General features: G+C 34.4%; 14 protein-coding genes. 10 read left to right on the top strand and 4 right to left on the bottom strand.

The window, feature by feature from the left end; genetic code table 11:
* Window positions 1-26 precede the first annotated feature (26 nt).
* Window positions 27-1,061, bottom strand: a complete 1,035-nt coding sequence (mutY, locus tag EOD40_RS04105; protein WP_128193943.1) for an A/G-specific adenine glycosylase — start codon at window positions 1,059-1,061, stop codon at window positions 27-29.
* 134 nt (window positions 1,062-1,195) lie between these two features.
* Here mutY and EOD40_RS04100 point away from each other — a divergent pair, with 134 nt between their 5' ends.
* From EOD40_RS04100 to EOD40_RS04090, 3 genes are all read left to right on the top strand, one after another.
* Window positions 1,196-1,486, top strand: coding sequence for an HU family DNA-binding protein (locus EOD40_RS04100; RefSeq protein ID WP_007805026.1), 291 nt, complete (start codon window positions 1,196-1,198; stop codon window positions 1,484-1,486).
* A 382-nt stretch (window positions 1,487-1,868) separates the two neighbouring features.
* Window positions 1,869-3,413, top strand: a complete 1,545-nt coding sequence (locus EOD40_RS04095; protein WP_128193630.1) for an Rne/Rng family ribonuclease — start codon at window positions 1,869-1,871, stop codon at window positions 3,411-3,413.
* 341 nt (window positions 3,414-3,754) lie between these two features.
* A complete protein-coding gene (locus tag EOD40_RS04090) occupies window positions 3,755-4,612 on the top strand; it encodes a hypothetical protein (RefSeq protein ID WP_128193629.1) in 858 nt (285 codons plus the stop codon).
* A gap of 189 nt (window positions 4,613-4,801) precedes the next feature.
* Here EOD40_RS04090 and EOD40_RS04085 read toward each other — a convergent pair whose 3' ends face one another.
* On the bottom strand, window positions 4,802-5,968 hold the full coding sequence (locus EOD40_RS04085) for an MFS transporter (RefSeq protein ID WP_128193628.1): 1,167 nt from the start codon (window positions 5,966-5,968) through the stop codon (window positions 4,802-4,804).
* A 219-nt stretch (window positions 5,969-6,187) separates the two neighbouring features.
* Here EOD40_RS04085 and EOD40_RS04080 point away from each other — a divergent pair, with 219 nt between their 5' ends.
* The 5 genes from EOD40_RS04080 (at window position 6,188) to EOD40_RS04060 (ending at window position 10,427) form a co-directional block, all read left to right on the top strand.
* Entirely contained in the window at window positions 6,188-7,021 is an 834-nt protein-coding gene (locus tag EOD40_RS04080) for an AraC family transcriptional regulator (RefSeq protein ID WP_128193627.1), read from the top strand.
* A gap of 129 nt (window positions 7,022-7,150) precedes the next feature.
* Entirely contained in the window at window positions 7,151-7,855 is a 705-nt protein-coding gene (locus tag EOD40_RS04075; RefSeq protein ID WP_128193626.1) for a phosphatase PAP2 family protein, read from the top strand.
* Window positions 7,856-8,233: a GtrA family protein gene (locus EOD40_RS04070; protein WP_128193625.1), complete on the top strand. Its 378-nt coding sequence runs from the start codon at window positions 7,856-7,858 to the stop codon at window positions 8,231-8,233.
* A gap of 2 nt (window positions 8,234-8,235) precedes the next feature.
* A complete protein-coding gene (locus tag EOD40_RS04065) occupies window positions 8,236-9,753 on the top strand; it encodes an ArnT family glycosyltransferase (RefSeq protein WP_128193624.1) in 1,518 nt (505 codons plus the stop codon).
* A gap of 134 nt (window positions 9,754-9,887) precedes the next feature.
* Window positions 9,888-10,427: a hypothetical protein gene (locus tag EOD40_RS04060; RefSeq protein ID WP_128193623.1), complete on the top strand. Its 540-nt coding sequence runs from the start codon at window positions 9,888-9,890 to the stop codon at window positions 10,425-10,427.
* Window positions 10,428-10,443: 16 nt separating this feature from the next.
* On the opposite strand, the gene EOD40_RS04055 is transcribed toward EOD40_RS04060, so the two are convergent.
* Window positions 10,444-10,887, bottom strand: coding sequence for a nucleoside deaminase (locus EOD40_RS04055; RefSeq protein ID WP_128193622.1), 444 nt, complete (start codon window positions 10,885-10,887; stop codon window positions 10,444-10,446).
* Window positions 10,888-10,925: 38 nt separating this feature from the next.
* Between EOD40_RS04055 and EOD40_RS04050 the strand changes: the two genes are divergently transcribed.
* Window positions 10,926-12,716, top strand: coding sequence for a 1-deoxy-D-xylulose-5-phosphate synthase (locus EOD40_RS04050; RefSeq protein WP_128193621.1), 1,791 nt, complete (start codon window positions 10,926-10,928; stop codon window positions 12,714-12,716).
* 29 nt (window positions 12,717-12,745) lie between these two features.
* Entirely contained in the window at window positions 12,746-13,819 is a 1,074-nt protein-coding gene (locus EOD40_RS04045; RefSeq protein ID WP_317127906.1) for a DUF3078 domain-containing protein, read from the top strand.
* 3 nt (window positions 13,820-13,822) lie between these two features.
* Here the strand turns inward: EOD40_RS04045 and EOD40_RS04040 are convergent, their stop codons facing one another.
* Window positions 13,823-15,169 carry a deoxyguanosinetriphosphate triphosphohydrolase gene (locus EOD40_RS04040; RefSeq protein ID WP_128193620.1) on the bottom strand — a complete coding sequence of 449 codons (1,347 nt, stop codon included), beginning with the start codon at window positions 15,167-15,169 and terminating at the stop codon, window positions 13,823-13,825.
* Between the last annotated feature and the right edge of the window lie 12 nt (window positions 15,170-15,181).

Raw genomic sequence — 15,181 nt, 5'->3', positions numbered from 1 at the left:
CAATAATTACCCTAGAAAAATAGACTTTAATTAGCTTCAATAAAATTATGAATAACAATCGGAAAAGGATATTGCCTTAACTCCTCCTTAGTAATCCCATTTTCGACCACGCCTTTTACATTTAGTTTCCAAAATTTAATATGTAAATGTTGATGCGATAGTTTATGAACAATACTTTTTTCGTTGCAGGCACGCATACTTATGATAGGATTAGTAAAAAACGATTCTTGCTGAACGGCATTCGACACAAACTCAAAATCTTCTTCCTGCATAGTTTCAATTAAAGGAAACTCATATAAGTTATGCCAAATTCCTTTTGCCGTTCGTTTCTGAATTAAAGTATTCTCCTCAGCATCCGAAAGCATCAAATAATTAAAGTATCTGTTTCGCACTTTCAACTTCTTTGATTTCACAGGCAATTGATCGACTTTCTTCTTTTGCAATGCTGCACAACTATCATTAAAAACACAATTCCCACAATCAGGACTTTTAGGAACGCATTGCAGCGCACCAAACTCCATTATGGCCTGATTAAAAATGGCTGGCTTGTCTTTTGGCATTAATTCGAAAGCCAAAGCAGCAAATTCTTTTTTGGCGGAAGCCAAAGCAATATCGGTTTCTACATCAAAATAACGAGAAAGCACTCGAAACACATTTCCATCCACAACCGGCACCGCTTCATTATAAGAGAAAGAAGCTATTGCCGCAGCCGTATACTCACCCACTCCTTTTAATTGTAATAAGTCCTTATAATTATCCGGAAAAACTCCGCTTAATTCATAGGCTATATATTGAGCTGTTTTATGCAAATTGCGGGCACGGGAATAATAACCCAAACCCTGCCATAATTTCAACACCTTTTCTTCATCGGCATTAGCCAAATCAAAAACGGTTGGAAAAGCCGCAGTAAAAGCTAAAAAATAAGGCATTCCCTGAGCAACTCGCGTCTGTTGGAGCATGATTTCTGAGAGCCAAATATGGTAAGGATTGGTAGTATTTCTCCAAGGCAAATCACGCTTGTTTTCTAAATACCACTTTATTAGAAAGTTATGAAAAATCATCATTGAATATTTGTTGACAAAAGTAAAAGTTTATGTAATTAAAATTTAATGAATTAGCTTGAATAATTGTTTTTTAAATTCATATATTTGCACACTCAAAAAAATTATTACAAAATAATAAATAAGGAAAGAAAATGACGAAAGCAGATATCGTAGCGAAAATTTCAGAAAAATTAGGTCTTGAAAAAGGTGATGTGCAAGCAACAGTAGAGACTTTTATGGAAGAAGTAAAAACTTCATTAGAAACTGGAGATAATGTATATTTAAGAGGTTTTGGTAGCTTTATCGTAAAGACAAGAGCAGAGAAAACAGGTAGAAATATCTCTAAAAACACTACAATTAAAATACCTGCACACAACATTCCAGCTTTCAAACCTGCAAAAGTTTTTGTAGAAGGAGTAAAAACAAACAACGAAGCAAAATAATATTAATTAATCATAAAATCTACAAGCTATGCCAAGCGGTAAAAAAAGAAAAAGACATAAGGTAGCGACTCACAAAAGAAAGAAAAGAGCGAGAGCTAACCGTCACAAGAAGAAAAAGTAGTCTAGAACTACTTTTTTCTTTTTAAACGTTCATTGAAATTGAAAATCAGTCAGCAGTGTTCAGAATTCAGTCAGCAGTTAGCTGCATTCTGCCAACTGAAAACTGCCAACTAGTTTTCTCCGGGTTAATACCTGTTCAAAAATATTGTTTAATCCATCTGTAAATAAGATTTTAGATCTTAGATTTTAGACTTTAGACTTTCAAAGTCTTTACTCTTCTCTCTATGTTCTATTTTCTAAAAAACAGATAAAAATTTACAACATGAATAAAGAATTAATCATTCGATCTAGTTCTGATTCAGTAGATTTTGCCTTATTAAAAGATGGAAAACTAATTGAATTACACAAAGAAGAAGAGACAAGCAACTTTCAGGTAGGCGATATTTTTATTGCCAAAATCAGAAAACCTGTTGCCGGACTCAATGCTGCTTTTGTAAATGTAGGCTTCGAAAAAGATGCCTTTTTACATTATCACGACTTAGGTCCTAATCTAACTTCCCAACTGAAATTCATAAAACTTGTAAGCGCAGGTAAAATAAAAGATTTCTCCCTAAAAAACTTTCAGTTTGAAAAAGAGATAGACAAAGATGGGACCATTACCGATGTAATAAACGCCAATCAATCTATCTTAGTACAAGTTGTAAAAGAACCAATATCTACCAAAGGACCAAGAATTAGCGCCGAGCTTTCTCTTGCCGGACGTTTTATTGTTTTAGTTCCTTTCTCTGACCGTGTTTCTATTTCTCAAAAAATAGAAGACAAAAAAGAAAAAGACCGACTAAAAAAACTTGTACAATCCATCAAACCAAAAGGATTTGGTGTTATTGTTCGCACAGTAGCCGAAGGCAAAAATACAGCCGAATTAGAAAAAGATTTGCAGAACCTGCTTAGCAGATGGACTGCAATGTGTAAGAAATTACCAACTGCTCATCATCCCTCAAAAGTATTAGGCGAACTCAACCGAGCTTCCTCAATACTAAGAGACGTTTTCAACGATACCTTTACCAGTATCCAAATAGATGATGAAGAGTTGTACAACCAAACTAAGGATTACTTGCAAGAAATTGCTCCATCCAAACAATCTATTGTGAAGTTTTATCAATCAAACGACACGCCAATCTTCGAGAAATACAATATAGAGAGACAAATCAAAACTTCTTTTGGGAAAACCGTTTCCATGAGTAAAGGCGCTTATCTTATTATCGAACACACTGAAGCTCTACACGTAATTGACGTGAACAGCGGAAATCGTTCGAATAAAGCGACTAATCAGGAAGACACAGCCATGGAAGTCAATATGATTGCCGCAGCCGAAATAGCCAGACAATTGCGTTTGCGCGATATGGGCGGTATCATAGTAGTGGATTTTATCGATATGTCTAATCCCGAAAATCGCAAAGTCTTGTTCGACTTCTTGAGAGAAGAAATGAGCGACGATAAAGCAAAACACAAAATCTTACCTCCTAGTAAATTTGGATTAGTCCAAATTACCAGACAAAGAGTAAGACCAGAAAGAAATATTAAAACCAGAGAAGAAGATCCAAACAATGAAAATGGTGAAATCGAAGCACCAATACTAATCATTGATAAAATCAACTCCGACCTGGAAAGAGTTTTAAAAACCCACAAAAAAGTAGTGCTTAATGTACATCCGTTTGTGGCTGCTTACCTCAGCAAAGGTTTTCCATCATTACGTTCAAAATGGTTCCTTGAACATAAAAAATGGGTGAAAATTATACCACGTGACGCTTACACGTATTTAGAATATCATTTCTTTGACAACAAAGGAAATGCTATAAAAGACTAAACAAAAAACCGCCTTTCGTGAGATTGGCGGTTTTTTTGTGCCTTTTTTTAACTACAGATTCCTTAGTGTTCTTTGTGTTTTAAACTTTGTGCCTTTGTGGTAAAAAAAATTAAATGTTTTCAGGAGCTACTTCCTGCTATTCGCTTCAATCTTTTTATTTTAAAAGAAAAATAAAAAGGATTTCCGCTACTATCAGGGCTAGGGATTTTGTTTTTAAAAGACTATCTCTTTTTGCAAAAATTCAATTTTCATTTTTATACGAATAAAATACTATATTTAGGTTTTATATCTTTCAAAGATACAAGTACACAAATATGCTTTTTTAGATAATAATCATTTTAATGACAGAGCACTTAACAACAATAACAACTGCAATAACTGGAGGAGTCATATGGGAGGGATTTAAATTCTTACATCCTGAAGTGAAAAGATATTTTACCACAAGAAGAGAAGCCTCAAAAATATTTTATGAAAATCTTGATCCAATATTAAAATCGGCAAGCGAATTATATGGAAAACTAGAATCGTTAGCAAAAGAAGACCTTTCCTCCTTTATAAACCTTGATAATTCAAATTCAATCGACCCATTACATAACCAAAAATATGTCTTTTACTTGTTTGCACAATTTTGGGCTCAAATTGAATATTTAAGATTAGAAAGTCAATATACAGACTTATCAAAAATTAAAAAAGGTAAAGAATTATTAAGATTTATTGAAACTATAGAATCTAGAAAGTTCAGAATTCTAGACCGATCAATGCAAAGAATTCTTGGGGAATGTCTTATTAAAGAACAAGGGCATAGATTTAGAGTCATGTCTTTAAAAGAATTCACAGAAACCCTAGACACATCTGAATCAAAACTTTCCCAGTGGCTTGAAAATTTAAAGTCAACTTTATTTTCTACAAATAAAAAAGAAGCACGTCAATTAATATTACGATTTGGGGTAATAATAGCTATCTTAATTGACCATTTCGACCCTAATTACAAAACCGTAAGAAGAAGAGAAATCTACACTAATAAACTTTCCAAAAAGAGTAAAAGCATAATAAGAAACAACTTAACTAATCATTATTTATCTTTTATTTCCAATAAAAGACAGATATTATTAAAGATAAGAGCCCGCAGATTTTTTTCGTTTTATAAACTACTTAAATCGTTGGACTCTTCCGTTATTGTAAAGCAAATCTTTATATAATTGAAGTGTAAATATAGAAAAAAAACGTTTATAAACTAAAACAACTTCAATACTACTGAAAACATATCACATTTACATACAACAAAAAACCGCCTTTCGTAAGATCGGCGGTTTTTTTGTGCCTTATTTTATCGACAAATTTCTTAGTGCTCTTTGCGTTTTTAAACTTTGTGTCTTTGTGGTAAAAAATTAAATCCTTTGCAACTTTAAAACACGTCGTTTTCTTTGTAAAAAGACTACCGTAAAAAGCACTCCCAGAATCGACATTGTGATACCAACTAAATTAGGCGAAGCATAACTAAATCCGGCAATTAAAGGCAATCCACCAAGAAAAGCCCCTAAAGCATTTCCGGTATTAAAAGCCGCCTGAATAGCTGCCGAAGCAATCATTTCGGCACCTACCGCAGTTTGTATCATCAAAGTTTGAATTGGCGCAGCCACAGCAAAAGCAATACAACCAGTAGAAAAAACCAATGCTAAACTTACATAAGGATTGGACGAAAAGAAAAACACCAACATCAAATCGATTGCCATAACCGAAAGCAACACAATAATCGTCTTTTCAGCAGAATATCGATCAGCTAATTTTCCACCTATAAAATTCCCTAAAACCATTCCCAATCCAGCCAACATCATAATATATGGCACATCACCAGCATCAAAGCCTGAAATTTCTGTTAATAATGGTGCAATGTAACTAATCCAACAAAACAAACCTCCTGCACCAATAGCGGTAATAAGAATCACCAACCAAGCTTCGGCTTTCTTAAAAAACAACAACTGCGTTTTCATACCTTCCCTGGCTTTAGCCTCTATATTAGGCATCCAAAAATAAAGTGAACATACTGTAAGAGTTCCAACAATGGCGATAATTATAAACGTATAACGCCATGAAAAATGATGTCCAATATAAGTCCCTAAAGGAACTCCCAAAAGATTAGCAATAGTCAAACCCGCAAACATAACCGATATAGCCTGAGCTTCTTTACCCTTGTCAGCTAGGCGACTGGCAACCACCGCACCAACTCCAAAAAAAGCACCATGCGGCAATCCCGAAAGCAGGCGCACCGCAAATAAAAATCCATAATTAGGCGCTATAATCGAAAGCGTATTAAAAACAGTAATCATACTCGCCAGAATCAAAAGCGTTTTTTTAGGCGGATAATTTCGTGTGATAATCACTAACAATGGCGCACCGATTACAACTCCAAGCGCATAAGCCGAAATTAAATGTCCCGCAACGGGTATGCTAATATTTAAATTGGTAGCAATATCAGGCAATATTCCCATCATCACAAACTCCGTAATTCCTATCGTCAAACCACCCAAAGCGAGTGAAAGCAAACTTTTTTTCATTTTATTATAAAAGAGATTATTAACTAACGTGGCATCATTTATAGAGCAACGTCTATTTTACTTTGCAAATTTATTGATAACTGCTGCAAAGAAATTGTAATTTTACAACATAAACTTGCAACTATAGGTTATGAAATGAGCACACCCTAAATTACTCGTAAACACCAATGAAAATATGCGAATTACATATGACCGATAAAAAACAATAAATATCTACATATGAAAACATTAAATCAATTTGACACCTTAGTAATTGATGAATTTGAAGAAGACCAATATCATCTTCCCAGACACAGTCACACCTATTACGAGATTATTTACATTATAAAAGGAAGTGGGATTCACCAATTAAACAAAAACCTGCTTCCGTATAAATCCGGAGATTTGTTTGTGCTTTCCACTGATGACGAGCACTATTTTGACATCAAAAAAACAACACGGTTTTTCTTTATCAAATTCACCGACACCTATTTCAATTCAAATAAAAAACTGGCTTGCGATGAGTTTCTGCTCAATACTCCCGAGAATTTCATGCGCGATAAATCACTTAAAGAAAATGTACTAAAATTAGATGCTACTTGTGCAAACATACTAAAAAACACCATTGACAATATTAGAGCCTACAATAGCAAAGCCAATATTTCTACTTCGCCAATTGCCTTTTACCAAATCTTATCCATATTTGGACTGATAAAAGAAAGCTTGCAACAACAGAATATAAAAATCACCGGCTCAGGAATAGATAACGACCAGATTATTTCCTATATCCATCAGAATATTTACAAACCAAAACTGGTTCAGATTAAAACCATTGCAGAACATTTTAATATCTCTCAAAGTTATTTTGGAACCTATTTCAAGCGTAATTTTTCGATAAGTTATCGGGAATATTGCAACAAACTAAGAACCCAGTTAATAGAAAAAAGGATTCTGAACAAGCAATTATCGATGAAACAAATCGCTTACGAATTTGGTTTTACAGACGAGAGTCATCTTTCTAATTATTTCAAGAAACAAAGGAATTTAAATCCCAGCGCGGTTAAGAAATTATAAAATCTACTGTTAACCTTAATTTTCCTTTCCTAACATATTGATAAAGATTTGATTTCGTTTTCACAAAACCGGCTTTACATTAAATATAGCTTTGACAGCTAGCTTTACAGAAGTTTAAATTTTTGTAAAATGAATTCTTTTTTAAAAGTAATTACTCAAAATAGTTTTTTCTACGGCCTTAATTTAGTCCTGATAGCCACTGTTATCTTGCAGTTATGCTCCTTTTCTCAAGCCGATGGTTTCATCTGGCTGAATCAATTTCATACCGCTATTTTAAATCTTATTTTCGAAAGTATTACCTTTCTGGGTGATGGTTGGTTTATTATTGTTTCGGCTGTATTTATTTTACTTTTTGTCAAAAAACATCGAAAACTGGCCTTCATCATCTTACTTTCCTACATCAGTTCCGGAATTTTTGCCCAAATTATAAAAAACATCATAGCGGCTCCAAGGCCAAAAGTTTATTTCGAATTGCATCATTATCAATATTATCTGGATACTTTTGCTTCAAGCCGAATAGGCTTTAACAGTTTTCCTTCGGGACATACAGCTTCTTTTTTTGCTTTGGCAACCGTATTATCTAATTATTGCAAAAGAAGATACATCTGTATTTCACTACTTGTATTAAGTATTTTGGTGGGTTATTCCCGAATTTACCTGGCCCATCATTTTTTGATGGATGTATTTGCAGGAGCATTAATTGGAGTAGTTTTTGGTTCTTTATCTGTGATTTGGTTTAATAAAATCATCGAAAATCCCGTTGTAAAAAAGAAAATAGATTCTCTAAAACACTCTTCTCCCAGTTTTTCAAATCCTACACTAAGCCAACAATAAATGGATATTTTAAAGTTTTTTAAATTTGGATTAGTTGGTTTTACAGGACTTGTTATTGACTTTGGTATCACCTGGATTTGTAAAGAAAAATTAAACCTCAATAAATACGTTGCCAATGGTTTTGGTTTTCTATTTGGAGTTACAAATAATTATTTTTTGAATAAATACTTCACTTTCGACAATCACAATCCTGAAATCGGGCTTCAATTCCTTAGCTTTTTAATCATTGCAATAATTGGTTTTAGCATCAATACAGGCTTTCTATATTCATTGCAAAAAAAGACCAAAATCAATTTTTACGTTTGTAAAATCATCGTGACTGCAGTTGTATTTATTTGGAATTTTGGAGCGAATACTTTCTATACTTTTAAAAGCTAAATATGTTCTTTAAAAATAAAGTGGCAGGTCTCATCCTACTTGCAACAGTAATTCGCTGCATTATTGCTTTTTCAATAGGTTTAGGAAATGACGAGGTTTATTATGTGACTTATGCCCAGCATTTGCAATGGAATTATTTTGACCATCCGCCATTAGTTGCCTTGTTAATTCGGCTAACGACTTTTAATTTGATGTTGACCTCTGATTTTTTCATCCGATTAGGCCCTATTCTTTTAGCTGCTGCCAATACCTATCTCATGTATGCTATTGGGAAAAAAATCAAAGACGAAAGAGCCAGTTTCATTGCTGCTTTGCTGTACACTTCGTCTATTTATGCCAGTATTATTGCTGGTGTTTTCATTATGCCCGATGCACCACAATTGTTTTTTTGGATTCTCAGTCTTTACTTTTTAGTGCATCTAATTACTGACGAACAAAGCAACGCAAAATCTAATTTGTACTTGCTGTTGTTTGGATTAAGTACTGGCTTGTGCGTAATGAGTAAGGTTCACGGAGTATTTTTGTGGTTTGGATTCGGACTGTATATTCTTATTTACAATCGAAAGTTACTTTCAAACGGCTATCTGTACGTATCGATATTGTTGACGCTTTTAGTGATTTCACCTATTTTGTTTTGGAATATAGAAAATGATTTTATCACTTACACTTTTCATAGCAATCGAGTAAGCATCAATCGAGGAATCAATCCCAATAGTTTTATTCGGGAGTTTTTTGGCGGAGCGGCATATAATAATCCAATAAATTATTTTATAATCATAACTACTTTGATTGCCTTTTGGAAAAAGAGAATTAACATCTCAATTAATTATATCAGACTCTTGCTTTTAATGAGTTTTCCTTTGATTGGGATTTTATTGTTTGTTTCGTTGTTTAGAGATACTTTGCCACACTGGTCTGGACCTGGATTCACCGCTTTATTGTTACTGTCAGCTTGTTATTTATCTGATTTTAAAATCAATTCCCGGCTGCCCCGCTTAGTATATTATGCTAATTATTTAATTCTAGCTGTGAGTTTTCTTGGAATTTTAGTTCTATCATTTTACCCCGGAACTTTAGGAAAAACCGATGAAGCTAGTTTAGGTAAAGGAGATGTGACTTTAGATATGTATGATTGGAATTTTTTCAAAACCGAAGTTGGTAAAATAATTCAGAAGAATAAATCAGAGGGAAAAACCAATACCAATTTTATCATCAACAACAAATGGTTTCCGGGGGCACATATTGATAATTATATTGCAGCACCTCTTCTTCTTAATTTTGTTGCCATTGGAAAACTGGAAGACATTCACACCTATCATTGGTTGAATCAATTCAGGAAACCAATCCAGAAAGGAGATGACGCCTACTATATTAACGTTTCCAATAATTTTAGCGACCCGAATGAAATCTATAAAGATGATTTTGAAAAAATAAATGCTCCTGTCATCATCAAACAATATCGGGGAGGGAAACCCGTGAGAAATATGCTAGTGTATTTGATGGAAGGATTTAAAAACTAAAAAACAAATAAAAAAATGCTACTTCTATCTGGACTAAGACTCAAATTTTCATAAGAATATTTTTATTTTAAATAGAATGCAAAAAATCAGACTAAAAATATATTATATTTCGTTCGTCTTAAAGAATAGAATAAATGGCCAGTCTACCAGCAGATTTCCCTGAAAATGAATTCATATCAAAAAACAAAACATTAGTGATTTATGCTTTAAGCATAATAACCTTTTTTATATCATTAGGATTTTTAGATTTTTACGTCTTACCGACTTTAAAAACAACAGATATAATAACTCATTACGCTATAAGAACTGTTGGAGGAAAAAATGGAACTAAACCACAAAAACTGTCTTATCATTATTACACACAAAAAGGATTCACTTTTTCAACAGTAAAAAATTACATCGAAGAGAGTGATATAGAACTTGAATATTCTTTAGTATTTAAATCTGTAACAAAAATCAAATCAAAGAATAATGATTACACAAGTGATATTTCTAGTAGCTTAAGTATTAACGGAATTCAATTTTACTTTTATTGTGTGTTGCTTTTTTCAATAGCGATAAGCTTAAAAATACTTCTTTCAGGGAAAAGGTTTTCTGAAAACACATTTTACAACATAATTTGTTTTAATGGCTTTATGGTATTCTTATGCCTTTATATGTTTTACTTATATTAAATGAAAAGAAATTAACTTATTTACGTCTTTCCAGAAAAAAACGTTTCATTAAATCAGCCGCTTCATCAGCCAATACTCCTCGAACAACCGTAGTTTTAGGATGCAACTGTGTTCCCATTTTCTCAAAACCACGCTGTGCATCACTAGCGCCAAAAACAATCTTAGAAATTTGGCTCCAATACAAAGCACCGGCGCACATCTGGCAAGGCTCCAGTGTAACATACAAGGTACAATCTTTCAAATATTTTCCGCCTAAATAATTAGCCGCAGCCGTTATAGATTGCATTTCGGCATGGGCGGTAACATCATTCAGCATTTCGGTTAGATTATGACTGCGGGCTATAACCGTATTATTAACAACAATAACTGCACCTACAGGTATTTCGCCTTTTTCAAAAGCCATTTCTGCCTCCTGCAAAGCTTTCTTCATAAAATAGTCGTCGGTGAAAATATTTTCCATGGGGCAAAAATACAGCATTCAATTTGTACATTTGCACTATGCCGGAAAATTTACTTTCAAACATAGCTACACCCAACGATTTACGCCTGCTTGACGAAGCCCAACTTCCTCAATTAGCACTGGAATTACGTGATTTTATTATCGATATTGTTTCGGTAAAAGAAGGACATTTGGGAGCCAGTTTAGGTGTTGTCGAATTAACCATTGCTTTGCATTATGTATTCAACACGCCCAATGACGCATTAATTTGGGATGTTGGTCATCAGGCTTACGGACATAAGATTCTAACGGGTCGCAGAGAAATTTTCCATACTAACCGCCAACTAAACGGAATTTCAGGTTTTCCTAAAAGAAGCGAAAGTGTATATGATGCCTTTGGCGTGGGCCACTCCTCTACTTCCATTTCGGCAGCTTTGGGAATGGCAATTGCATCCAATTTAAAAGGCGATTTCAATAAGCAACACATTGCAGTAATTGGCGACGCATCGATTGCATCGGGAATGGCTTTTGAAGGATTAAATCATGCCGGAGTAACCAATGCTAATTTATTGGTCATTCTTAACGATAACGCCATCGGGATCGACCCGAGTGTTGGGGCCTTAAAAAACTATCTTACCGCAGTAAAAGAAGGTAAAAATCCGAGGCAAAATAATATGATTAAATCCTTGAATTTTAATTATTCAGGACCAATTGATGGCAATGATATTTTTGCCGTTATCAAAGAACTAAAGCGTTTACAAAAAATAAAAGGGCCTAAATTCCTGCATGTCATCACTACGAAAGGCAAAGGACTACAACAAGCCGAAGAAAATCAGGTGCAATACCATGCGCCGGGAAAATTTGATGCTGCAACAGGCGAAATCATTCCAAAATCAGAAGAAAATTTACCTCCTAAATATCAGGATGTTTTTGGCTTAACCATATTGGATTTGGCACAAAAAAACAAAAAAATAGTAGGAATCACTCCAGCTATGCCTACAGGAAGTTCATTAAAATTCATGATGGATGCCTTGCCGGAACGCGCTTTTGATGTGGGTATTGCCGAGCAACATGCAGTAACCCTAGCCGCCGGAATGGCAACCCAGGGAATGACTGTTTTTTGCAATATCTATTCTACTTTTTTACAAAGAGCTTACGATCAGCTCATTCACGATGTGGCTTTACAAAAACTGCCTGTGATTTTTTGCTTAGACAGAGCAGGACTCGTTGGCGAAGACGGGGCGACCCACCACGGTGTTTTTGACATAGCTTATTTACGCTGCATTCCTAACCTCATTATTTATGCGCCTGCAAATGAAATTGCTCTACAAAACATTCTATACACCGCTCAACTAGGGCTTGAATCGCCAATTGCTATCCGATATCCGCGTGGTCGCGGCATTATTGCCGATTGGAAAAAAGAACATTTTGGTCATTATGAAAGTATTGAAATTGGGAAAGCATTTTGCCTTAAAAACGGAACAAATGTAGCGATTTTATCCAATGGAACCATCGGAAACAATGTAAAACTGGCACTGGACGAAATTGGAAATCCGGAAAAAATTGCGCATTATGATTTTGCATTTGTAAAACCATTAGACGAAAAATTACTTCACGAAATATTCAAAAAATTCAAAAATATCATCACCATCGAAGATGGCACAATTATTGGAGGCTTTGGAAGTGGAATTTTAGAATTTGCTGCCCAAAACAATTATCATCCCAATTTTAAAACTCTGGGGATTTCAGATGAATTTATTGAGCAAGCTACTGTTAGTCAATTGCAGCAACATTGCAAGATTGATGTTAACACACTAAAATCACTTTTTTCAAGTTATATAAACAAGTAATTTGCGCAACCCAAAATTTCAATTTACGAATGAAAGCACAAAATCTCAGTTTCCTTATAATTACATTCTTATTCAGTATTACTATTCCTGTTTTTTCACAATCAGTTAGTGACTCGACTCAAACAGATACTATAAAAAAAATTATTCTTCCGGTATTAAACGACAACTTTTACAGAAAAATTCCACCTGCAAAACTAAAGTATACTCTTGCCAGAATGGTTGTACTTCCTGAAGTTGAAAAAAAGCTTCCATCTTGTTGGGGCAAAAAAAACATACTTGGGTTTGATATTTCCGAAATTGCTTTTGTCAATTGGAGTGCCGGGGGAACCAGTTCTATTTCAGGATTGCTCAAAGGCGATTTCAACAGAACTTACGAAAAAAAACTGGTGAAATGGGTTAACGAGCTTAGTGTAAGATACGGAATGAACAAACAAGACGGAATTGAAATCCGTAAAACCGACGATGCCTTCCGATTCAACTCTACCTTTGGTCATAGACAAGATACAGAAAGCACTTGGTTTCATTCAGCTAAACTGAATTTCAATACCCAATTAACCAATGGTTACAAATATCCAAATAAAGATAATCCTATTTCCAGACTATTCGCACCAGCTTATATGTTCTTGGGTGTTGGTGCAGAAAACAGCACAAAGTCAAAAAGCCGGGTAATATATCTTTCTCCTTTTACCTATAAAGCAACCTTTGTTTGGGATCAGGAATTAGCTAATAAAGGAGCTTTTGGGGTTGAAAAAGCCATTTATGACAAAGACGGAAATATAATAACAAAAGGGAAAAGATCTAAAAATGAATTAGGCTTTTTAATTACCAATCAATACAAAAAAGAGATTTACAAAAACGTGGTTTTTGTAAATAACTTAAGCCTTTATTCGGACTATGTGAACAATTTTGGAAACGTCGATGTTGACTGTGACTTAGCTTTAAACTTGGTGGTAAACCAATATGTAAAAGCCAACATAGGAACCCGAATTTTATATGATGATGACATCAAAAATAAAACCGAAGTTGCCGGAGTACAAGTAACCGAAGGTCCAAAAACCCAAATCAAGCAAGTTTTGGGTGTAGGGTTGACTTATGCCTTTTAAAGCCTAACTTTTTTTCCTGCCGTTTATGGTTTCGTATATTTCCAGTGCATTCCCATCGGTCAGTAAGGAAACATAATGGCAAATATGCAGCAGGCGCTCATAAAGATTTTCTTTTTCCAAATTATGTTTTTCAGGTAATAGTTTCAAGATTAACTTATCATAATTAGAGGCTGTTCCATTAAATTTATTATCGTAAGCCGTAATAAACTTATCCAATAAAGTTTGTATAATCTGGTAACCTACTAATTCTTTTTCGATAACCTCGCGGCTTTGGTAGATTTTATCAACACTGATTTTGATAATATCATCCATTTGTGCTTTATATTTACTTTTATCCATTAAGGCAAAAGGAAATTTTCCTTGCAAAATGGCTTCTTCATTGGTAATAAACACTTTTACGGCATCATTAATCAAACTACCAATTGCCAGTGCACGCAAATAACTGATTCTATCCTCTTTGGTTTCTAAAGCTTTGTATTTTGAGGTATCAATACTGTCCTTCACTAATTTGATTAAATATTCCAAAGCAAAATCTTCGGAAACCAAACCTAAATTAATTCCGTCTTCAAAATCAATAATGGTATAGCAAATATCATCTGCCGCTTCGACTAAATAAGCCAAAGGATGTCTTTCAAAACCAATGTCCTCTCCCGATTTATTTGGAATCAAACCCATATCTTTTGCCGCTTCTTCAAAAAACGCTTTGTCAGCCTGAAAGAAACCATATTTTTTATCAGAAATATTTCGGGTTGGTTTTTTAGGCAAACTTTCTTTTGGGTATTTCATAAAAGCACCTAAAGTGGCATACGAAATTCGGAGTCCGCCTTCAATCCCCGGACGACTGGAAGTCATCACCGAAAAACCATTAGCATTCCCTTCAAAATCAATTAAATCCTGCCATTGTTTTGGACTCAGAAACTCTTGGTATTTTTTTCCCTTACCAATAGAAAAATATTCTCCAATAGCCTTTTCGCCCGAATGCCCAAAAGGAGGATTTCCTATATCATGTGCCAAAGATGCCGCAGCAACGATAGCTCCAAAATCGTTCATGTGAAAACCATGAACTTCTTTTAGATAAGGATATTTCTCAATGATTTTTTTCCCAACCAAACGCCCTAAGGAACGTCCCACAACCGAAACTTCTAAACTATGTGTCAATCTAGTATGCACAAAGTCGGTCTTAGAAAGCGGAATAACCTGAGTTTTATCTTGCAAACTTCTAAAAGCAGCCGAGAAAATAATACGATCATAATCAACTTCAAAGCCTAAACGGGTGTCATCCTGCTCTATTCGTAGTCGTTTGCTTGTATCACCTTGTCGTTTTAAAGATAAAAGTTGTTCCCAGTTCATATGATATTAGAT

This window comes from Flavobacterium sufflavum (assembly GCF_004016525.1).
GTDB lineage: Bacteria > Bacteroidota > Bacteroidia > Flavobacteriales > Flavobacteriaceae > Flavobacterium > Flavobacterium sufflavum.
This window is presented reverse-complemented; position numbering and strand designations above follow the sequence as displayed.